20 protein-coding genes and 1 pseudogene are annotated in these 20,119 nt (G+C 58.4%); 11 read left to right on the top strand and 10 right to left on the bottom strand.

Features of this window, described 5'->3' with window-relative positions:
- Positions 1 to 52 precede the first annotated feature (52 nt).
- A complete protein-coding gene (locus tag KX928_RS03265) occupies positions 53 to 1,069 on the bottom strand; it encodes a LacI family DNA-binding transcriptional regulator (protein ID WP_219498872.1) in 1,017 nt (338 codons plus the stop codon).
- On the opposite strand from KX928_RS03265, the gene KX928_RS03260 reads away from it, so the two are divergent.
- The 8 genes from KX928_RS03260 (at position 1,046) to otnC (ending at position 9,537) form a co-directional block, all read left to right on the top strand.
- Positions 1,046 to 2,281: a sugar ABC transporter substrate-binding protein gene (locus KX928_RS03260; protein WP_219498870.1), complete on the top strand. Its 1,236-nt coding sequence runs from the start codon at positions 1,046 to 1,048 to the stop codon at positions 2,279 to 2,281. The two genes, KX928_RS03265 and KX928_RS03260, sit on opposite strands and share 24 nt — an antisense overlap.
- Positions 2,282 to 2,349: 68 nt before the next feature.
- Positions 2,350 to 3,876 (top strand): sugar ABC transporter ATP-binding protein, encoded by a 1,527-nt coding sequence (locus KX928_RS03255; RefSeq protein WP_219498868.1) that lies wholly within the window; start codon positions 2,350 to 2,352, stop codon positions 3,874 to 3,876.
- Positions 3,869 to 4,834, top strand: a complete 966-nt coding sequence (locus KX928_RS03250) for an ABC transporter permease (RefSeq protein WP_219498865.1) — start codon at positions 3,869 to 3,871, stop codon at positions 4,832 to 4,834. The genes KX928_RS03255 and KX928_RS03250 overlap by 8 nt, the downstream gene beginning before the upstream one ends.
- A complete protein-coding gene (locus KX928_RS03245) occupies positions 4,831 to 5,784 on the top strand; it encodes an ABC transporter permease (protein ID WP_219498862.1) in 954 nt (317 codons plus the stop codon). Before KX928_RS03250 ends, KX928_RS03245 begins: the two co-directional genes overlap by 4 nt.
- A gap of 1 nt (position 5,785) precedes the next feature.
- Positions 5,786 to 6,748, top strand: a complete 963-nt coding sequence (locus tag KX928_RS03240; protein WP_219498858.1) for an SMP-30/gluconolactonase/LRE family protein — start codon at positions 5,786 to 5,788, stop codon at positions 6,746 to 6,748.
- Positions 6,748 to 7,644, top strand: a complete 897-nt coding sequence (ltnD, locus tag KX928_RS03235) for an L-threonate dehydrogenase (RefSeq protein WP_219498857.1) — start codon at positions 6,748 to 6,750, stop codon at positions 7,642 to 7,644. Before KX928_RS03240 ends, ltnD begins: the two co-directional genes overlap by 1 nt.
- Positions 7,644 to 8,897 carry a 3-oxo-tetronate kinase gene (gene otnK, locus KX928_RS03230; RefSeq protein WP_219498855.1) on the top strand — a complete coding sequence of 418 codons (1,254 nt, stop codon included), beginning with the start codon at positions 7,644 to 7,646 and terminating at the stop codon, positions 8,895 to 8,897. Before ltnD ends, otnK begins: the two co-directional genes overlap by 1 nt.
- Positions 8,890 to 9,537, top strand: a complete 648-nt coding sequence (otnC, locus tag KX928_RS03225) for a 3-oxo-tetronate 4-phosphate decarboxylase (protein WP_219498852.1) — start codon at positions 8,890 to 8,892, stop codon at positions 9,535 to 9,537. Before otnK ends, otnC begins: the two co-directional genes overlap by 8 nt.
- 246 nt (positions 9,538 to 9,783) lie before the next feature.
- Here otnC and KX928_RS03220 read toward each other — a convergent pair whose 3' ends face one another.
- The gene (locus tag KX928_RS03220) at positions 9,784 to 10,395 is read right to left on the bottom strand and encodes an endonuclease/exonuclease/phosphatase family protein (RefSeq protein WP_219498850.1); all 612 of its coding nucleotides are present in this window, start codon (positions 10,393 to 10,395) and stop codon (positions 9,784 to 9,786) included.
- Between the two features lie 11 nt (positions 10,396 to 10,406).
- Positions 10,407 to 10,988 (bottom strand): annotated as a pseudogene (locus tag KX928_RS23935) (IS3 family transposase); the annotation flags it as partial.
- Here KX928_RS23935 and KX928_RS24300 point away from each other — a divergent pair.
- Both KX928_RS24300 and KX928_RS03200 read left to right on the top strand, forming a co-directional pair.
- Positions 10,987 to 11,358 carry a transposase gene (locus tag KX928_RS24300; RefSeq protein WP_373274789.1) on the top strand — a complete coding sequence of 124 codons (372 nt, stop codon included), beginning with the start codon at positions 10,987 to 10,989 and terminating at the stop codon, positions 11,356 to 11,358. The pseudogene KX928_RS23935 and the gene KX928_RS24300 overlap by 2 nt on opposite strands.
- Complete coding sequence (locus KX928_RS03200; RefSeq protein ID WP_219498844.1) at positions 11,340 to 11,885, top strand: hypothetical protein; 546 nt, start codon at positions 11,340 to 11,342, stop codon at positions 11,883 to 11,885. Before KX928_RS24300 ends, KX928_RS03200 begins: the two co-directional genes overlap by 19 nt.
- 123 nt (positions 11,886 to 12,008) lie before the next feature.
- On the opposite strand, the gene KX928_RS03195 is transcribed toward KX928_RS03200, so the two are convergent.
- Positions 12,009 to 14,558, bottom strand: a complete 2,550-nt coding sequence (locus KX928_RS03195) for a methyl-accepting chemotaxis protein (RefSeq protein WP_219498842.1) — start codon at positions 14,556 to 14,558, stop codon at positions 12,009 to 12,011.
- A 315-nt stretch (positions 14,559 to 14,873) separates the two neighbouring features.
- Between KX928_RS03195 and KX928_RS24295 the strand changes: the two genes are divergently transcribed.
- A complete protein-coding gene (locus tag KX928_RS24295) occupies positions 14,874 to 15,122 on the top strand; it encodes a DUF4112 domain-containing protein (protein ID WP_373274788.1) in 249 nt (82 codons plus the stop codon).
- 246 nt (positions 15,123 to 15,368) lie between these two features.
- Here KX928_RS24295 and KX928_RS03185 read toward each other — a convergent pair whose 3' ends face one another.
- Genes KX928_RS03185 through KX928_RS03160 form a run of 6 tightly spaced genes read right to left on the bottom strand, consistent with a single transcriptional unit; the run spans position 15,369 to position 20,060 of the window.
- Positions 15,369 to 15,716, bottom strand: coding sequence for a hypothetical protein (locus tag KX928_RS03185; protein WP_219498837.1), 348 nt, complete (start codon positions 15,714 to 15,716; stop codon positions 15,369 to 15,371).
- Positions 15,713 to 16,942 carry an alpha-D-ribose 1-methylphosphonate 5-triphosphate diphosphatase gene (locus tag KX928_RS03180; RefSeq protein WP_219498834.1) on the bottom strand — a complete coding sequence of 410 codons (1,230 nt, stop codon included), beginning with the start codon at positions 16,940 to 16,942 and terminating at the stop codon, positions 15,713 to 15,715. Before KX928_RS03180 ends, KX928_RS03185 begins: the two co-directional genes overlap by 4 nt.
- Positions 16,943 to 17,587, bottom strand: a complete 645-nt coding sequence (locus KX928_RS03175; protein WP_219498830.1) for a class I SAM-dependent methyltransferase — start codon at positions 17,585 to 17,587, stop codon at positions 16,943 to 16,945.
- Complete coding sequence (phnE, locus tag KX928_RS03170) at positions 17,584 to 18,387, bottom strand: phosphonate ABC transporter, permease protein PhnE (protein ID WP_219498827.1); 804 nt, start codon at positions 18,385 to 18,387, stop codon at positions 17,584 to 17,586. The genes KX928_RS03175 and phnE overlap by 4 nt, the downstream gene beginning before the upstream one ends.
- Entirely contained in the window at positions 18,380 to 19,198 is an 819-nt protein-coding gene (locus tag KX928_RS03165; protein ID WP_219498824.1) for a phosphonate ABC transporter ATP-binding protein, read from the bottom strand. Before KX928_RS03165 ends, phnE begins: the two co-directional genes overlap by 8 nt.
- A complete protein-coding gene (locus tag KX928_RS03160; RefSeq protein WP_257883494.1) occupies positions 19,191 to 20,060 on the bottom strand; it encodes a PhnD/SsuA/transferrin family substrate-binding protein in 870 nt (289 codons plus the stop codon). Before KX928_RS03160 ends, KX928_RS03165 begins: the two co-directional genes overlap by 8 nt.
- Positions 20,061 to 20,119 lie beyond the last annotated feature (59 nt).

Genomic DNA, 20,119 nt, shown 5'->3' with positions numbered 1-20,119 from the left:
CGAGACGCCGCCCGGTCGGGATGACCGCTACAGCCCGTTTCGGCCGTCGATTTCAACAGGTCTGTCCAACGCTGAGTTCAAAACCCAGATCAATCAATTGCGGCGTTGTCTTCCCATCTTTTTTAGCGGGCATCGCCAGGAACTGCCCGGCCTGCCTGCCAATCTCGTAGCGGGGGCTTTTGATCGTCGTCAGCTTGATTGGCAACGCGTCCAGATACGGGAGCCCGTTGAAACCCGCCATCGCAATGTCGTCCGGGATGCTCACACCCTGCGCGAAGCAATGCATGATCCCACCTGCGGCAAGGTCATCATTCGAATAATAAATTGCGTCTGGCCGGTCAGATCGCGAAAGTATCTCTGCTGTCATGCGACGCCCTTCGATCATGGAAGATGGCTGCTGGCTGACAACCTCGGACATCAAGGCAGCCCCCGCTTCGCGCAGCGTTTGCCGGAAACCTTCAAGGCGTTTTCCGGCCCTCAGATCGGATCCGCCCTGGCTTCCGACATAGACAAATTTGCGGTGACCTTTGGCCAGCATGTGTTTTGCCGTGACTTGACCTGCGGAGATCTGAGAGAACCCGAACGCGGTTGAAATTGGTGCGCCATCAATATCCATGATCTCGGCAACGCGCACGCGGGACGACGCGATCGCCCGTCGCGTGGCAGCGGAGTGTTCGAGCCCGGCAAGCAGTATTCCCGATGGTCGCCAAGACAGAAGGTCCCGCACCAGCTCGTACTCCCGTTCTTCCGAATACTCGGTCAAGCCAAACACCGGACGGAAGCTTTGCGCCGTCAGGGCATCTGTTATGCCGCTCAGGACCTCGGTAAACACGGTGTTCCCCAAGGTCGGAAGAACAACGGCAACCAACGGCGTTTCTTCGGATCGCAACCCACGGGCCAATCGGTTTTGGACATAGCCGATTTCCAATGCCGCGGCGTGGACCCGGTCGCGCACTTTCTCGGAAATATAGCCCTTCCCGCTCATCACGCGCGACACGGTCATCTGGCTGACGCCGGCACGCGCCGCAACATCATCCATGGTTGGTTGTGCTGTTTTTCGATCAGCCAAGACCGGTCTCCATTTTTCTGGACTTTAGGCCGTCCCACCGAATCGCTTGACATATGTTTACGTAAACATTCAGTATTGCCATATGTTTACGTAAACATAGACTTTGATCACGGACTTCTGGGAGGAAACCAAATGAAAAAGTTACTGTTGGGCACCGCATTGGCGGTCGTTGCAGCGTCACATGCATCCGCAGAGACTTATCGGGCAGAATGCTTTGCCCCCGCGCCGGGGACAGCAACTATTCAGGGTGAGGCGAAAGACGGACCCTATAAAATTGCGTTTGTGAATGGCTTTGCCGGGAATGACTGGCGCATCGCCGCAATTCAGGCGTCCAAAGCATGGGCAGCGCGCCCCGAAAACGCGGCAAACATCGAAGAGTTCACCGTTGTCTCGGTCGGTAACGACAGCGCCGCGCAGATTGCGGCGATCGATAACTTTATCGCCGCAGGGTACGATGCAATCACCTTTATCGCGGTGAACCCGAGCGCCTTTGAGCCGGTGATCCGCCGGGCAGAACGTCAAGGAACAGTTCTGGTGCCTTTCGACAACGTTTTGGATACCGACAAGGTTGTTCAGATCAACGAAAGCCAGCTGGAACTCGGCCGCCTCAAAGCGCAGACAGTCATGGACGAGCTTGGCGGCAGTGCCAAAAAGATCCTGATGGTGAACGGCTTGCCCGGCAATGCCACGGATCGCGATCGCCGCTTAGGCATGATGAGCGTTTTTGATAAGATCGACGGCCTTGAGATTGTCGAGGTGGTCGGCAACTGGGATACCGGGACAAGTCAGAAGGTCGTCGCAGACGCGCTGGCCACGCACGGGCAGTTTGACGCTGTCGTGTCTCAGCATGGCGCTGCCGGTACGATCAACGCGATGCAGGCGGCCGGGCATCCGATTGTGCCAATGGGCGTGGACGGTGAGAACGGAGTCCGCATGCTGATGGATGAGCTCAACATACCCGGCATTTCCGCTTCACAAGCCCCGGCAATGTCCGCCGTCGCGCTTGAAGCGGCTGTGGCGCTGCTTCAGGGAAACAAGCTGCCCCAGACGGTATTCCTGCCAATTCCACAGGTGGCGGCAGCGGATCTTGAGGCTGGGGTGAACTATTTCCCCGATCTGCCGAAATCCTTCAACACAGGTACCGGTTTCCCTGATTGCTTTGCGCCGTTCACGCCAGAAGAACTCCTCGGCCAAAGCGCGGATAACACCTGATCCTTACGTAACGGGTTCCGGCGGCGCTGCGTCGCCGGAACACGGCTTTTCTCACGGAAGATTTTTGGATGTCTCGATCTGAACACCCGATTGTGCACCTTCGTGGAGTCTCTAAAGTCTATGGTGCAACCCATGCTTTATCCGACGTCGATTTTTCCTGTTATGGCGGGGAAATCCACGCGATCCTGGGTGAGAACGGCGCTGGCAAATCGACATTGATGAAACTTGTGTCGGGGGTCATTCAACCGACCGCCGGTGAGATCGAAATTGACGGCGAGCTCACCCGGCTAAAGGGACCTTCTGACGCGATCTCCCGCGGGCTGATCTGCATGTTTCAGGAACTGTCATTGGTGCCGGACCTCAGTGTACGCGAAAACCTGATGCTGGGCGCGGTGGGAACCGGGCTGGGACGGCTGAATGCCGACGTGGTCAAACGCGCGCAGGACATCCTTGGGCAGATAGATGGCGAGGCGATCGGCCTGACGACACGGGTTGCCGATCTGACACTGGCAGAGCGTCAGCAGGTCGAAATCGCCAAGGCCCTGACGCGCGATCCGAAACTGTTGATCTTGGACGAGGCGACATCCGCCCTGAACGCATCCGTCGTCGAAAAAGTGTTTCGCCTGATCCGCGCGGAACGTGACCGGGGCGTAGGTGTGCTTTTTATTTCACACCGGTTTCACGAGATCGAAACGCTTGCTGACCGCATTTCGATCTTTCGCAATGGCGCACATGTTGAAACATTTGACAACGGTGCCTACGATTACGGAGCAATCATCAGCAAGATGGTCGGACAGCGGATTGACGACCTTTTCCCGGCGAAACCGAAGGCCGATCCGGACGCCGACGAGGTTTTGCGCCTTGAAGCGTTCGGTTGGTCGGACAGGCTGCAAGATATCTCCATCGTATTGCGCAAGGGTCAGATCACGGGGCTTGGCGGGCTGGATGGCCAAGGGCAAGGGGATGTCCTGCAGGGGCTGTTTGGGTTGCTGAAGGGGACAACGGGGCGCTGCCTTATTGGCGAAACGGAGGTGTCGATCCGCCACCCCAAACAGGCAAAAGATCCGAAGCTGGGTATCGCGCTCGTGCCAGAAGACCGAAAGACCGAAGGCCTCATTCTTGATCAGAGCATTGCCCGAAATCTGGAACTGGCGGCCCTTGGAACTCACGGGATCGATGCGGCGGACAAAACGATTTACCAGCCGTTTCTGGATGCTCTTGAACTGAAGTGTGACAGTCTCGACCAACCGGTCAGTCAGCTGTCCGGCGGCAATCAGCAAAAGGTGGCTTTGACAAAATGGCTGACGCTCGGACCGCGATGCATGCTGCTGGCTGATCCGACGCGCGGCATTGATGTGAAAACCAAAACACAGATTTATGCGCTGCTGCGCCGATTGGCCGACAGCGGCGTTGCGATCCTCTTGCTGTCAACCGACTACGAGGAACTGATCCATCTGTGTGACGAGACGCATATTTTCTACCAAGGCCGCATCGTGCGACACCTGACCGGGAAGGACGTCACAGCCGAGGCGATCATTGCCGCGTCTTTGAATATTCCCGCAACCACCGAACGCTCAGAGGCCGCCAATGCGTAATCTGTTCAGGTCCAATCAACGCGAAGCGATCGCAATCGCGGTGCTTTCTGTCTTGCTTGCGCTGTATCTTGCAACGCACCCGAGTGGCCCGAACACCTATGTGATGACGATCTGGGCCAACCAGTGTCTAATTCTTGCCCTGGCCGCGATTGCCCAGTTTTTCGCAGTGATCGTGCGCGGCATCGATCTGTCCGTCGGCGCGGTCATGGCGCTGACCAATTGCGTGGCATCCTATCTGGTGATCGGCTCAGGTCTGGAGATGGGTCTAGGGATCGTTGCGGTTCTGGCCGTGGGTATTGCCTGCGGCCTCGTTAACGGAGCGTTGGTTGTGTTCGGCCGCCTGCAACCCATCGTGGCGACACTGGCCACGGCCTCTCTGTTCGTTGGCCTGGCTTTGCTCTTGCGCCCGACACCGGGGGGGCAGATCGACTACGATCTGGCGGATGCATTCACCTTGGACGTGCTCGGCATCCCAACCGCCCTGATCATTGCAGCCGCGGTCGTTGGCCTCTTCTGGGTGCCCCTGCGCCGGACCGGCCTGGGCCTTGGGCTTTACGCGGTGGGTTCCTCGGAACAGGCGGCATTTCAATCGGGGATGCCGGTACCCGTGATCCGGCTGGCCTCTTTCGCGATGGGTGGTCTGTTTGCCGGGCTGGCCGGGCTTTATTTCAGCTTTGTGACGACAACTGGCGATGCCGGAATAGGACCAAATTTCACGCTGAATTCCATCGCCGCCGTTGTCCTGGGGGGAGTCGCGCTTCGCGGGGGGGTCGGCACGTTGACCGGCGCCATGGCAGGTGCCTTCATCCTCAAAACCATCGGATCATTGATGTTCTTCTCCGGCCTGCCGCCCTTGGCGCAACCCTTCATCGAAGGCCTGATCCTCGCGGGTGCCATCGCCATCGGCGGCGCAGGCGTACTGCGTGTCAAAAACCGGTTGGAGGTCTTTGCGCAATGAGCAAGGTCACGCAGGCTCTTCCCGGTGTCGACGCCTTGTTGCCCTATGGCGGTGCGGTTCTTCTGGTTCTGGGCGGAAGCTATTTCTTCCCTCAGATCCTCGGGCTCGACTACCTTGCACAACAGTTGCAGATCGCAGCGTTTCTCGGGCTGTTGGCGCTTGGGGCCACTTTGGTTATCCTTCTGGGGCACATCGACCTGTCGGTGCCCTGGGTGCTGGGCGGTGCCGCCATCGTGTCAACGTCACTGGTGGGGTCCGGCGATCCGGCTTTGGCGGGCATGGCGATCCCGGCAGCGCTGCTTTTTGGTGCGGTGGTCGGAGTGATCAACGGCGCAGGTGTGGCGATCCTGCGCATACCGTCAATGGTCTGGACCCTCGCCGTTAACTCCATGCTGCTCGGCGTGGCCGTTCTCAATACCGGTGGCTTCAACCCGAAGGGCGAGGCCAGCGGCACGATGATCTGGCTTGCGACCGGCACCGTGGCGGGTTTCCCGGTTGCCTTTGTTGTCTGGATGGCCGTGACGGGGGTGATGGCGCTCCTGCTGACACGCAGCGGGTTCGGGCGCTATCTGTCCGCGATCGGGTACAATGAGAAGGCAACCCTGCTATCGGGTGTCTCCACCCCGTCGGTTATCTTCGCGGCCTTCGCAATCGCCGGCCTGTGTTCGGCGCTGGGTGGCGTGATGCTCGCCGGTTACGCAAACCAGGCGTATCAGTCGATGGGCGACCCGTTCCTGTTGCCAACGATTGCGGCCGTCGTCATTGGTGGCACATCAATCCTGGGCGGGCGTGGAAGCCTGATCGGGACCATTGGTGGAGTGCTGTTCATCACGCTTCTGACCTCTATCCTGTCGGTGATGCAGATTTCCGACGCGTGGCGCAACATCATCTTTGGCCTGATCATCATCGTGATGCTACTGCTTCAGACCCTACGCAGAAAGGACCCGTGATATGGATGCCGCTTACGAGATCTTTGACCCCTCATTCGCCGACATGATCGACACGGACCGCGCGCCCGAATGTATCGGGGAGGGCATGACATGGACCGAAGGGCCGGTTTGGATGGGCGACCGGCTCTATTTCAACGACATCCCCGCCAAGCGCATGATGATGTGGCGCGAAGGACAAGGCGTCAGCACGGCGCTTTCCAACAGTGAATTCGCCAATGGAAATACACGGGACATGCAAGGGCGGATGATATCGTGCGAACATGGCGGGCGGCGCGTGATCCGACGATTGTCACCCGAAGACGCCTCTGGGGTCGAGGTGATTGCCGACAGCTATCAAGGCAAGCGGCTGAATTCCCCAAACGATGTCGTTGTCCGCTCTGACGGGTCCGTCTGGTTTACAGATCCGCCCTACGGCATCAACTCGGATATCGAAGGCTACCCGGCTGAAAGCGAAATCGGCGGGTGTTACGTGTTCTGCGCAGGTCCCGACGGGACATTGACGGCAGTTGCGACTGACTTTGACAAGCCCAACGGGCTGGCCTTTTCGCCGGATGAGACGCAGCTATACATCGCTGATTCCGGCGCCATTCGCGGCGCGAGTTTTCCAGGTATCGATTACGAACGCCCACATCATATCCGCGTGTTTGACGTAAAGGGGACTGCTCTGTCAAATGGACGCGTTTTTGCAGAGATCACGCCCGGCGTGCCGGACGGCTTGCGGATTGATCACGGCGGAATTCTCTGGACCAGTGCAATGGATGGTGTTCACTGCCTTGATCAGGCCGGCCATTGTCTGGGCAAAATCCGTTTGCCCGCCCAAACATCCAACCTGTGCTTTGGCGGGGCTTCTGGTATGGAGATGTTCATAACGTCTTCCGGAATGGTCTGGCGCGTCCAGACAACCCGGACAGATGCGGCCCACGCTTTTCTGCATTTAGCCAACAACCCGGAAGGTGCCTTATAATGCCCGTTCAAACCGCAGTAATCGGACTTGGTTCCATGGGCTTTGGGATGGCAAAATCCTTGTTGCGCGCGGGCCATGTGACCTATGGCTACGACCTTAATCCACAACAGGTTGCCGCGTTCCGGAAGGATGGCGGCGCAGAGGGCACACTGGAGCAGGTTGCGGGCGATCTCGACGCTCTCGTCGTTGTGGTCCTGAATGCCGCGCAAACACAGGACGTACTGTTTGGCGAAGATGGTATCGCAACTGCGCTCAAGTCAGGTGCAGTGGTCATCGCCTGTGCAACCGTCGCCCCTGACTTCGCCCGCGAGATGGAAACGAAATGCGCGTCATTGGGCCTGCACTACCTCGACGCACCCATTTCCGGTGGTGCCAAGAAAGCGGCAGAGGGTGCGCTAAGCGTCATGGCGGCAGGCACCCCGGCCGCCTTCAAGGCAGCAGATCCCATTCTGGAGGCCACGGCGGCCAGTATCTTCAAACTCGGTGACGCGGCAGGGCCGGGGTCCGCGATGAAGGCGGTCAATCAACTTCTCGCCGGTGTGCATATCGCCGCGATGGCCGAAGCGATTACCTTTGGCATGACGCAAGGCGTTGCACCGCAAACCTTTGTTGACGTGATCAGTAAATGTGCGGGCACGTCGTGGATGCTGGAAAATCGTGCGCCGCATATCGTCAACGGGGACTACACCCCTCATTCATCAGTGAATATCTGGCCCAAGGATCTTGGGATCGTTCTCGACGTCGCCAAATCCGCCGGGTTCGGCGCGCCGTTGACCGCAGCAGCGATGCAGCAGTTTCTCGCGGCGGCAGGGTCCGGTTTGGGAAAGGAAGACGACGCGGCAGTGGCCAAGGTTTATGCCCGCAATGCCGGGCTGACCTTGCCGGGGGACGTGTAATGCTGCTGGGCTGTATCGGCGATGATTTCACGGGCTCATCCGATTTGGGCAACACCTTGTCCAAAGAGGGCATGCGCTGTGTGCAATATGTGGGTATCCCGAGCGGCCCTGCGGCTGACGATGTTGAGGCGGGGGTGGTCGCTCTCAAGTCGCGCTCACTCGATCGACATGACGCAGTGAGCCAGTCGCTTGCAGCGTTGCGCTGGCTGCAGGCGCAGGGATGCACACAGTTCTTTTTCAAATACTGCTCCACCTTCGATTCCACGCCAGACGGCAACATCGGCCCGGTTGCGGAGGCGCTGGCAGAAGCGCTGGACGCGCATAAAGTCATCGTATGCCCGGCATTCCCCGGGACGGGGCGCTCTGTCTATCAAGGCCACTTGTTCGTCAACGATGTCTTGCTGAACGAATGTGGTATGCAAAACCACCCGCTGACCCCGATGACTGATCCTGACATCCGGCGCTGGCTCGCACGGCAGACAACGCATCCTGTCGGTCATGTCGCGGCTACGTCAGTCCTTGAAGGTGCGGCGGCGATCGGGCGCGCGCTGGATGCTGAACATCGTGCCGGCAAGCGTCTCATCGTCGTGGATGCGTTGCGAGACGTGGACCTGCTGGAGATCGGCAAGGCGGCGGATCAATTGCCATTGATCACAGGCGGATCAGGCGTGGCGCTTGGATTGCCTCGCAATTTTGCGCAGCGCGGGCAGATTTCGAAAGCGGGCATCGCTTGGCGCGGGCAGCCAGGAAAATGCGTGGCCTTGTCAGGGTCATGTTCCACCGCCACACGCGCGCAGGTGGCTTTGCATGGCCAGTCCAATCCCACGTATGAAATCGACGCGGCGAAGGTGATCGAGGGCACGCTTGTACCGCAAACAGTGACTGACTGGCTGCTGGAGTCAAAGGGCGTGCCACTGGCCTACAGCTCAGCGGATCCAGATCACGTCGCAGCGATCCAAGACCGTTTTGGTGGCACGAGAAGCGCCGCCGCGTTAGAGACGTTCTTCGCCACCCTGGCGCAGCAACTGGTGGATGCGGGCATCGGAAAAATCCTGACCGCAGGGGGCGAAACGTCAGGTGCCGTCGTCGAAGGGTTGAAGCTGGATACACTTGAAATCGGGCCGGAGATCGACCCCGGTGTACCGGCGCTGCGGGCCAATGACGCCTTGGTACTCGCATTGAAATCGGGCAATTTCGGTGCGGAGGATTACTTTGCCAAGGCCGCGCAGGTTCTGGGAAGCGTCAATGGCTGACGCGGCATTACGTGAGCAGATCTGCATATTGGCAAAGTCCCTGTTCGATCGGGGCCTGACAGGCGGATCGACGGGCAACATCTCCGCCAGAACAGCGGAGGGCGGGATTCTTGTTTCACCCACGGGAACAAGTTTCGGGCGACTGGACCCCGCGCGACTGTCGCATTTTGACCGTTCTGGCCGACTGATCGACGGTGACCCGCCTACAAAGGAGATGCCGCTGCACGCCGCCTTTTACGACACGCGCAGCTCTGCCGGTGCCGTTGTGCATCTGCATTCCTGCCACTCTGTCGCTTGGTCGATGGTGCCCGGGGTCGATCTGGACAACTTCCTGCCGCCGCTCACCCCTTACGCGATTATGAAGCTGGGCAAGGTGAAGTTACTGCCGTTCTACGTGCCCGGCGATCCGGCCATGGGGGAGGCAGTGCGCGGATTGGCAGGTAAGCGCAGCGCGGTCATGCTCGCCAACCATGGCCCGGTCGTCGCGGGTAAGGATGTCGAAGCCGCCTGCAACGCCGTTGAAGAGCTGGAGGACACCGCGCGGCTCGCAATGATGACACGCGGCCTGCATCCAAACGCCCTGACACCTGCGCAGATCAACGATGTAGTTACAGATTTCGGTGTAGTGTGGCCAGATTGACAAGGTTCTCTGCAAGCCGCCTCGTATGGTAGGCAGATCCTCCCACGCCTGATCCGGTCCCGATGGTGTGCATCCTCATCGTATTGCTCGCGTCCAATTTCCCGGCTGACCCCCGCGCGCCTCGCTAGGCTTGCGAGAGCTGATCCTTTGTTCCTCTGAACCTCCATTCAGGCTGCAAGGGCTGCTTCCCGGACGAAGCTGCCGTTGAGGTCAGGGCGGTGAAATACGGCACTGTTCGTATGAGCGCTAAGTTCTAAGCACCAACGGGCAATGATCTGAAACTTCTGGATCGTAGATCACATCGAATCCTTGCATCGCATTGGCGTCACTGATCAGCATGTAATCCGCGAATTTGCCGGGCTTTTTGTATTGTGCATTTCGCGTAGTGGTGAACCCAAGACCGGTCACCAGCTCGGACAGGCCTGCCCCGGCCAGAATACCAAGCGTTTCACTGTCGGGTTCAACGTTGAAATCACCACAGACGATCCTCAGGTCGTCCGGCTCTGAAACCTGCTGTGACAGATCAAGAAGTCGCCGTGCTTGGTCTGCCCGCGCGGGCGTGTCCATCTTACCGTTCAGATCACGCAACCCGTGCATATGCGTGACGCTGATGGAGCGATCCAACCTGTCGTCATAGATCCGAATACCATGCGCGCTGCGGGGTCTCGGATGATCACCGTAGCCAACAGGTGAATAGCTTTTGTGAACAAAGCCCTGGACCTGTCCGATGATCGGGACCGATTTATGCACGAATGTGGCCAACCCCCATTGCGAGGGGATCGGCTGGTCTGCGTCCCAGAGAACACCCTGCGCGGCCGGGCAAAAGGTTGCTACGTGATCGGGCAAGGCGCGGGACACATCCCGAAAGAAATTCGCCCGTTATTTGGTTGTTGCTTTGGCACTTTCAGCCCCTCTCGTCGCCACAGCCTTTCGATACGTTTGTCGTTCACTTGCCAGCCAGCATCTCTCAGCAAGTCCGCGATCCTGCGATACCCATATCGACCAAATTGCCGGGTCAGTTCGATCTTGTCAGACACCAGGATTTCGTCATCAGCACGGCCCACCGCGACTTTGCGCTGCGTCGAACGATGCCTTGGAACCCGGCGAGCCCGCTGCGCTGAGACATTCAGGTCAATTCGAACTCGATCAATGCAGACGCGACGACCGGCGGCGCTCAGACGTTTCCCTTCGCAGCTTCCGCCAGGATCAGCTTGTCATGCGTCAGATCGGAGACTGCCTTGCGCACGCGTTCTCTCTTTCAGCAGGCGCTTCAGTTCTTTGATTTGATCTGTGCCTGCTCCACCGTGTTTCTTCCTGAAATGGTAAAAAGTTTGCTCCGTCACACCGATCTGCCGGGTCACATCAAGACGTGGCATACCTTGCCCGGTCAGAAAATCAATTCGGCGTAGAGTTGTGACAATCCCTTCCGGCTTGGATCGCCTCTTTGCCATGTGTCTCCTCCGTTTCCTAAACACAGCGGAGGACCACTTCAGGGGGGAGGATTGCAGACGATTTAACGACGAGCAGATTGCCTTTGCGCTGAGACAGGCTGAAGCGGCAACGACGGTTGGCGAGGTCTTTCGCAACATGGGGATCGCGGTAGCGACGTTCTATCGACGCAGGAAAATCTATGCGGGGATGGGCATATCGGAGATACGTTGGTCGAGGCAGCTCAAAGACGTGAGCAGCAAGCTACAGCGCATGATCGCCGATCTGACCTTGGATAAGGTAATGCTTCAGGATATTCCACGAAAATGTGGTGAAGCCTGTCCGCCGCCGCGAAGCTGTCCGGCGCAATCAGGATGTTTTCGAAGCGTCTGAACGGCAAGTTTGTAGTGCGATGGCGTTTGGGCCGGCTTCCGACAGATACCAATCCAGGGCGATCCGGAAGCGGAATAGTGACCGCAGTTGACTGGCGGCATATCTCGGTCTGCATCCGGCATGTCGACACCACCTGTCAAACCATACTGCGCAACCTGTACGCTTTTGAGACCCATGAGATCGATACGTTGATCCGGAACCTTCGATGGCGCGTATCACACGGGCGGCCCGGTCAGGCCTTGGGAGAACTTGCAACCCTGATCGAACTCGGAATGCAATTGCGCGAAAAGTCAATTGGAGCCAGGCGCGATGTCGCAATATCGGTTGTTACGCGCCCCACAGAGCTCAGCATCCAAATCAACTGCAACATTTTCGCGGTCGTCAACCATAAACAGCGACCGCTGCAAGGGCGGGCGGTTTCAACCTCTCGGGCTGAAGGCCTGGTAGATGGCATCGCAAAACCCGCACCGGCAAAAAGCAGCGGCTGGGATGGTTCCGGCGCGGAGCGCATTGCGTGGCCACAGTAAAAGTCACTATTCTCAACGGTGGGCTTTCAGCAGGGCAAGTGGGGTGCCACGTACCCAAGCTTTTCCACTCCCCATGATGCAAAGCGACACCTGGGAGAGTGGGTTTTCAAATGCCTGAGATGATTAAAATTCGGCCCAACCATCATCAACAGAACCTCCCCCGCCAGCAGATGCAGCGTTTTTGGGTCGAACACTGGCGTTGCCGGTCGAATTCCGATCAAACGGAACGACTGTCGTTTTCCCGATCCCGGCCGCCGCTTCGGAAACACCGTGGAAGTGGTTGAGTGCGTCGCCCAGAGCCTTTGCCTCTCCGCTCAACGATACGCTCGCAGCAGTCATCTCTTCCAGAGCCGCAGCATTCGTTTGCGAAGTCGAATCGATTGATCTGATCGCTGAATTTACCTCCCCTATGCCCATCGACTGCTGTTCAACCGCTGTTGCGATGTCAGAGATTTGGCCCGCCGCGACCTCAACCTCGGAGATAATGCTGTCAAGCGCTTTGCGGGATTGACCGACCTTCTCGACACCGGCTTCTACGCTCAGGTTGTTCTGTTGAATTACTTCACTAATTTCCTGAACAGCATCCTGTGAGCGCTGAGCAAGGGCGCGCACTTCGGAGGCCACCACGGAGAAACCTCGACCCGCTTCGCCCGCGCGCGCAGCCTCAACCCCAGCGTTCAGAGCCAGAAGATTGATCTGGAACGCAATGTCCTCAATGACCTTGACAACCCGGTTAATCTGCGCGGAAGCCTCTGTCATGGCGTTGATCGAAGCTTCGGTTTCGTTGGAAATAGCACGGTTCTTGTCAGCGCTCTCACGCACCCTTTGGGTCGCTTCATCTGCAGCTTTTGAATTGGTCACGACCTGACGGATGCTCGCGGTGATCTGTTCCACCGCTGCCGAGGTTTCTTCGACAGCTGCCGCATTGTCTTCGGCGCGTTGGGCCATCTCGACTGATGATTTCTCAAGCTCCGAAGAGGTCAAAGATACAGTTGCCCCGCTTTGCAGTACAATCGCCATGGTCTCGGAAAGCGTGATCAGTGCCGCGTTGAAGTCATCCTGCATCTTGCGGAAAGCCCCCTGACGCTCTCCGTCAATCCGGGCGCCCAGGTTGCCTCGCGCCAACTCGTTGATGCTGGCCACTACGTCTGCGATGTTCGCTTCAGTGACTTCGGCAATCTGATTGATACCGGTGCAGAGTTCAGCAAATACGCCGTCCTTGCCAGTCATATCGAGCCGCCGACTAAAATCACCATCGGCGCAGGCAGTGACAACTTTCGCGATTTCCGCAGCAATTGCGAGTTCAGAAGTGCGTTTTGCCTCTGCCTCAAGCCTCTGTTGCTCTTCGGCTTCCTTCTCTTTTGCAAGCGCCTCAGCTTCAGCGCGTTGCTGCTCGGCGAGCGCATCTCTCTCGCGTTTTTCGGCCGCGCTTTTCTCGGCGCGCGCAGCTTCTACTTCCTTCAGTTTCTCTCTGAAGTAATCGATACTTTTGGCAATTGCACCGATTTCATCGCTTCGGTCATTATGGTGAACTTCAACGTCCAGTTCGCCTTCGGTCAGCTTGCTCATGGTTTTGGTCAGGGAAACCACAGGTTTGGATATCGATCGCGCCAGAAGCACAGAAGCGACGATTGCGACACTCAGGCATCCTATCAAAAGTAACAGCAATTTGTTGCGCATCGCCTGGATTGGCGCGAATGCGAGGTTTTCATCAATTTCAGAGACGAAAGCCCAGGAAACGCCCTGAAACTCCAGCGGTGCGGCGGCCTGCAGATATGCGACACCGTCCCGAACATCAGTCGCCGTGCTGGTGCTTCCTGAAAGAGCTGCCGCCAATGCACTCCCGGAAATCTCGTGTTTGAGCAGTGTATCTTCGCCGAAGCGCAGGTCGTCATTTCGGAGAAGTCCATCGGCACCTACGATCATAGCGTGAATTCCGGCCCCGCGGTCGCCAACCAGAGCGGAGAGCGCGTCAACCGGCATCTGAAATGCTAGGACACCCAGAAAGTTTCCCTTGTCGTCCACAATTTTTTTGGCAATGAAACTGGCTGGCGCACCTTCGCTGGGCGCATACGGAGCGAAGTCTGTGAATGCTATTTCTCCGGTTATGCCATCGCGAGCGGCACGAAACACCTCGCCCAATCCTGAACCAGCGAATGGACCATCTTCGAAATTCGTTGCGAAGTCACGCTCCTTGAACACGGAGTATACAAGGTTTCCATTGGTGTCGAACAAGAACACGTCGTAGTAGCCCCGCTCCTGTTGCAGAGCAGTGAAACTTGGATGGTAGATGCGATGGACATCAGAGTATTGGCTACCGTCATTCGCGGAAATCAGATTGTGCTTTGCCCCCACGGGATTTGGATTGTCTGTTATGTAATGCCGCTGCAATTGCTCTGTCGCGTCGGTGCCAATTGCGCTCCATGAGGCCGAGAACTGGGTCAATGCGTCCCGCGTCAGCGCCATCGACGACCAAAGGTCAACATCCTGTTCGATGCTTGTCAAATAAGCATTGAAGCCGTCTTTTGCAGCGTCCCGACTGTCTGCCAATTGCGACACGATCAGTTTTTCTGTGGTATTTTTCCCAGTGATCAGAACCACGCAGATCACGATCCCCAAGGAGATTGCAACCAGTCCGCCGATCATCAGTGTGAGTCTTTTGTTGAGCGTCATCGAGTGAGCCTCCCTTTTCCGACGAAGCCAGTAGAGTGATATCAAAGATCAGATCTTCGCGCTGCCTAGCTCTGAGAAGCGGCTATTAAGGGCGATCAATTAAAATGCGGTGAAGGTAGCAGTGAAAAACGCCATTATTTTCGATACCAATGGATCGGTTTGCGGAACACGAACCCGTTACAGTCGGACTCTGTGAGTTGGATGGGCAAGGTCGAAAGCGGGTTTTTGACTGCAACGCCTCCACCGTCCTGAGTTGCTACGACACAAAATCAGAGCGAGGAAAACGCGCACCGTGCAGGACAAAGCGTTGGTCGGCTGCGACTGCTGGCCGGGTGCAAAAAGCAGACGATTGCCCGGATGGCGGCGAACACGAGGTTCGACGCGTTGTTCGGCACCGCGCCGATCCTTGGCGATGAATGTTACCTCTTCTTCAAGGCGTATAACCGCAACTTCGCTTTGCTGCGCAAGGATCTGTCAAATACCTCACCGCCATCGGAGTCCACCGTGCAACCATCAATATCGACCTCTCACTCGCCTGCACGTTCGCACGACCCGACGATCTGATCTTTCAAATACCAGCCCCAGGTTTCGCTGATCAGCAAGGTCTTTCCGATGCCTTCGATGTCGGATCGCCAGAGCAAGGTCAGACACCACGGCGGAGACCGGACTTGGGGCCCGGACGCTTCTCCGAACTTCCGACGAATTTCCAGCGATCATTACTGACGTGTTGTTTGCAGCATCGTTGACGACAAAGATTCGATCAAGCGCCCGAAAGGACAATAGGCAGTACTCTGGACACTGCGTCTCTTTTCAACACGCCAGACCAGAAAGCGGTTCTTGAAGCAACAACAGGGCAACGTGCCTGTTGCGTGACCCCGGTAGGTGGCAAGGTATCAATCCGCTTTCGATACGCGGGACAATCCACGCCCTAAACGGGTGAGACGTTTGTGCCATCCATCGCGGTTTACCCGCTTTGTGCAGGAGTTGCTCGACGAAGTGGATCACGATGTTTTTTTCTGCGCCGCCGAATTCACCTGGCGTGGAGGGGTCGAAGATGTGCTTTTTAGGATCAAAAACCGCTGCGACCCCGCGCTTTATCGCCCGGTGCATCACGGCCATCGTCAACAGAAAATCACATGCGGTGCTGTCGCGCTTCAAGCGGGCCTTGGTGATCCGTATCGTTCGGCGGGGATACCACGATAGGCGCAGCGGCCAGCGATCCAGGTTCCCTGAATTGCCGGGGCTGCGCCATCGGGCCAGTCCACCAGAACCAGGTCAGCGCGCTTGCCTGTTGCGATCCCGCCTCTGTCGTGCAGCTTCATCGCCCGCGCAGGGCCGGCCGAGACCAGTGACCAGAGCGAAAGGCGATCCGCGCGGCGCTCATCGTCAAGTCTGGCGATAGCAGCAAGCATGGAAGGGTAGAAATAGTCCGAGGCCAGCGCATCGCACAGACCCGCCTCGACCATGTCGCCTGCACCGAGTGAGCCGATATGGCTGCCGCCGCGCGCCGCATTGGGCGCACCGAAGATGATCGGATCACCTCCTGCGTGCGCGGCATCTGCGGCTTCCATGACCATCGGAAATTCAGCGACACTGGCCCCCAGATCACGGAAGTAGGCGCGGGTTTGAGCGCGGGTATCATCATGGCTCAACATTGGCGCACCGACGGCCCGGCCCATCTGAGCAACCTGCGCGATCGCATCCGGCACCTCAGCACGCCGGTCCCAGACGCGGCCCAGAAGCGCGATGTAGTCGTCTTCGCTCAGACCTGAGCGATGGGCTTTGGAGGCCGTGCGCGTTCTCATCCGTTCATCATCCAGCGAGGCAATCGAAAAATCAGGCGATAGTTCAAACGCACGATCTTGAATTGATACATCATAAGCGCGCATCGTCATGGATGTGTGATCGTTGAAGGCGATTGCTGGCAACAGTGGCCCTGAAAGCGCCCATTCGATGACGTCCAGGGCCTCGAAAGCGAAGGTTTCCCAGCGCAGTTGCACCCGGTTCTCTACGGTCAGCCGCGGTGCCAGATCGCGCATGGCGCGTATCAGATCGCCGCCGCGCGCGACGTCGCGCAGGCCCGGTTCCCATCCCAGTGTAATGGCGTGATAGGCGGTGGCGATGCCGTTGGCGGCCAGTTGTCTGTCAGTATCGATCACCGCCGTCTCGGTTGGAAAAAAGACGCCGGGCCGGGGCATCAGCTGGCGTTCGAACGCATCACCGTGAACGTCGACCAGGGCAGGGGCCAGGATCAGGCCACGCGCATCTATCACCTCGCCTTGCGCGGTGCCGCCAATCTCGGCGATCTGGCCCTCCGCCACGGTAACGGTTGTCTCCGCAATCTCGGTCGGCAGGTAGACCTGCGCGCCTTCAAAGGTGATCATCTAAAGCCGTTCCAGTGTCAGGTGCCAGTGCCAGGAGCCGGGTTTCTCGTGCTCCCGATCTTCCAGCCTGAGGCACTCAAAGCCGGAGAACAAGGCCAAGAGGTCAGCCGCAGAGCAAAAGTAGTGCGGATGGACCTTGTCGGTGCCCGGTGCATCAAAAATCCAGGCGTTGCGACTGATTTCGCGGCCCGGATACTTGGCCTGTTCATGCGGCAGGCGACGCCTGGACAGCATCGTGCCCAAATAGGTGCCGCTGGGTTTCAGGACCCGCCGGATTTCGCTGATGGTGCGCAGCAGGATGTCCTCGTCCCCGTGATAGATCACGTTCCAGCTCAGCACATGATCGAAACTGCAATCCTCAAACGGCAGGCTGTCCATCCGGGCCTGCACCGTCTGCACACCGCCCGCCTTGTCAATCTCGCCCAGACCTTCGGGGGCCGCATCCAGGGCTGTTACGTCAAACCCTTCCCCTGCAAGCCACAGCGCATGGCGCCCGACGCCTGCGCCCAGATCGAGGATGCGGGCACCTTTGGCCAGCCCGGTCGCCCAGGTTTTGACGTCCTCTTCGGGCGTCAGCCACTTGCTGCCCGGCTCAATGCCCGCCCACTGATTGTTCCAGTGCTGATCGGCTGTATCCGTCTTCATTGCTGTTCTCCGATAATTTTGGTTCTGGTCCAGCCACTCACCTGTTCGATCCCGATAACAACAACGGAAATCATCAGGATCACCGTCATCGCCGTGGGATAGTCAAAGAGATCAAAGCCGACCTTCAGTTCGATGCCGATCCCGCCCGCGCCCACAAGACCAAGAATGGTGGATGAACGCACCGCTTTTTCCAGCGCATAGAGCGAGGTTGAGATGAACGCGGGCATGGCAGCAGGGATGGTAGCGCAGGCAACCACATCGATCTTGCGCGCGCCGGTGGCGGTCAGGCTTTCGGCTGGTCCCTTTTCCGTCGCTTCCATGTCGTCGGCAAAGAAGCGCCCGCAAAAACCGATCGTGTCGATCACGATGGCGAGCATGCCCGCAAAGGGGCCAAGACCCACCGCGACAACAAAGACCAGCGCCCAGGCGATGTCCGGCACCGCACGGATGAAACCCAAGGCGGTGCGCACGATCTGGTTGACCCATGGAGGGGCGATGAGCCCCCGCGCCGCCACCAGCGCCACAGGCACCGACAGAATGACACCGATCACAGCCCCGGCGATGGCGATCTGCAGTGTTTCGACCATTTTCCAGCCCAACCGGACCAACACATCCGGCGCAAGGTTCGGTGGGAAGGCGCGCGATGCGAAATCGGCAAAGCGCGGCGGGGCACTGGCCACTTTCTCAACAGAAAATCCGGCACCTGCGAGACACCAGAAGATGATCACCAGGCCAAAAACATATCCAAGGAAACTAAGGGCCGACGGCCGCTCGAAGCGGGCAGGTGCGATATCAGTCATAGAGCCCCCGAAGGTCTTGTGCACTGAGCGAGGCGGCCGTTGCGTCAAGCCGCATGCGCCCCTGCGCAAGGCCAAGCACCCGGTCGCCGTACTTCAGCGCATGCGTGACGTTGTGAGAGGTAAAGACGACCGTAACCCCTTCGTCCCGGGCAAGGCGAAAGAACAATTCCATCACATCCTCACCTGCGGACGGGTCGAGTGAGGCGCAGGGTTCATCAGCAAACAGCACCTTAGGTGCACCAACAATGGCGCGGGCGATGGCGACCCGCTGCGATTGCCCGCCCGACAGACGGTCCGCACGGCGGCCCGCAAAATGCGCCAGGCCGACACGTTCCAGCGCATGCAGGGCGGCGGCGCGAGAGGGTGGCGGGGCCAGAGTATGGCTCCAGTGGCGCAGGCCGGGGTATGTGCCCAGCAGCCCATGAACGACGTTTGACAGCACAGACAGGCGCGGCACCAGATTGTGTTTCTGAGACACAAGGCCAACATTTGCCCGAAGCTGACGCAGGACGGAAGCTTTGGACCTGTCGGTTTGCTGACCCAATAAATGCACACTGCCGTCGGTCGCCGGAATAAGCCCCATCAGGCAGCGCAGCAGCGTGGACTTACCGGTCCCGTTGGCGCCCACCAGCGCCACGGCCTCGCCGCGCGCCAGACGAAAGCTCACGTCAGAGAAAACCGGCGTCTCGCCAAAACGTTTGGTAACGCCCCGCGCCTCGATATCGACGGGCGACACCGGGGCAAATGCGGCCCCGGTGGGTTCGGACTGCGCAAGGGGCGCAGCCCGGTTTTTGACGCCAAGATCAGTCACCGATGAAGGTATCGAACTGGGGGAAGCCCGCGTTGGAATACATCGAGCGGACGTAGTCATATGCGCTGTCATCAATCGAGACGAGATCCATGCCGACATATTTGTCGTTTTCTTCATGGGCGGTGATTCCCGCGATGACCTCGTGTTTATTTTCAAGGATCGCGTTTTTGACCAGATCGGCCGCCTCGGACGGCACATGCGCGCCCACCATGATCATGTCATTGGGCAGGTCGCCCGACCGCGCGATCATTTTGAAGAATCCGTAAGGCAGATCGGGTTCCTTGTTGCGCACGTTCAGCCACGACCCGGCATTGGAACCAATCGCATCGACATCACCCGCCTTGAGCGCCTCATGCGCGATGTTGCGCGAGGTATGGGTTTTTTCGATGTCATTGACAGGGTCGAGACCGTGGTCGGCCAGAACCTGCATTGGGCAGAGCATGTTCGAGGTCGAGCCGATGTCACCGAAGGCCACCTTTTTGCCCTTCAGATCTGCAGGCACGTTGATACCGCTGTCCGCGCGCACGATGATGGCGCAGTGATAGTCAGGCCGTCCCAGACCGATCAGCGGGGTTGCGTTGGTCAGCTTGTTGATGACGACATATTCTGCAGGGCCGGAGACGACGAAATCTACGGTTTCACCGCGCAGTGCCTCAGCGGCAGCGGTGCGCGAATTTACGGCATAGAATTGGAATGTGTCGCCGGTTGCAGCTTCCAGCGCGTCCTTAAAGGGGCCCCATTCAAGTTGCAGGCGTTCCATGCCTTCGACGTCCGTGACAGCCAGTTTCCAGGTGTCCGCAGCCACCGCCACGGCGGATGCAGCGGCAAGGCCGATACCGAGGATAACAGATTTAAGTTTCATGGGTCTCTCCAGGTTGGGGTTGGGTTGGTTGAGGGTGCAAGGTGACAGCCCGAGCGGCG

The organism is Roseobacter insulae (assembly GCF_019375555.1).
Taxonomy (GTDB): domain Bacteria; phylum Pseudomonadota; class Alphaproteobacteria; order Rhodobacterales; family Rhodobacteraceae; genus Roseobacter; species Roseobacter insulae.
This window is presented reverse-complemented; position numbering and strand designations above follow the sequence as displayed.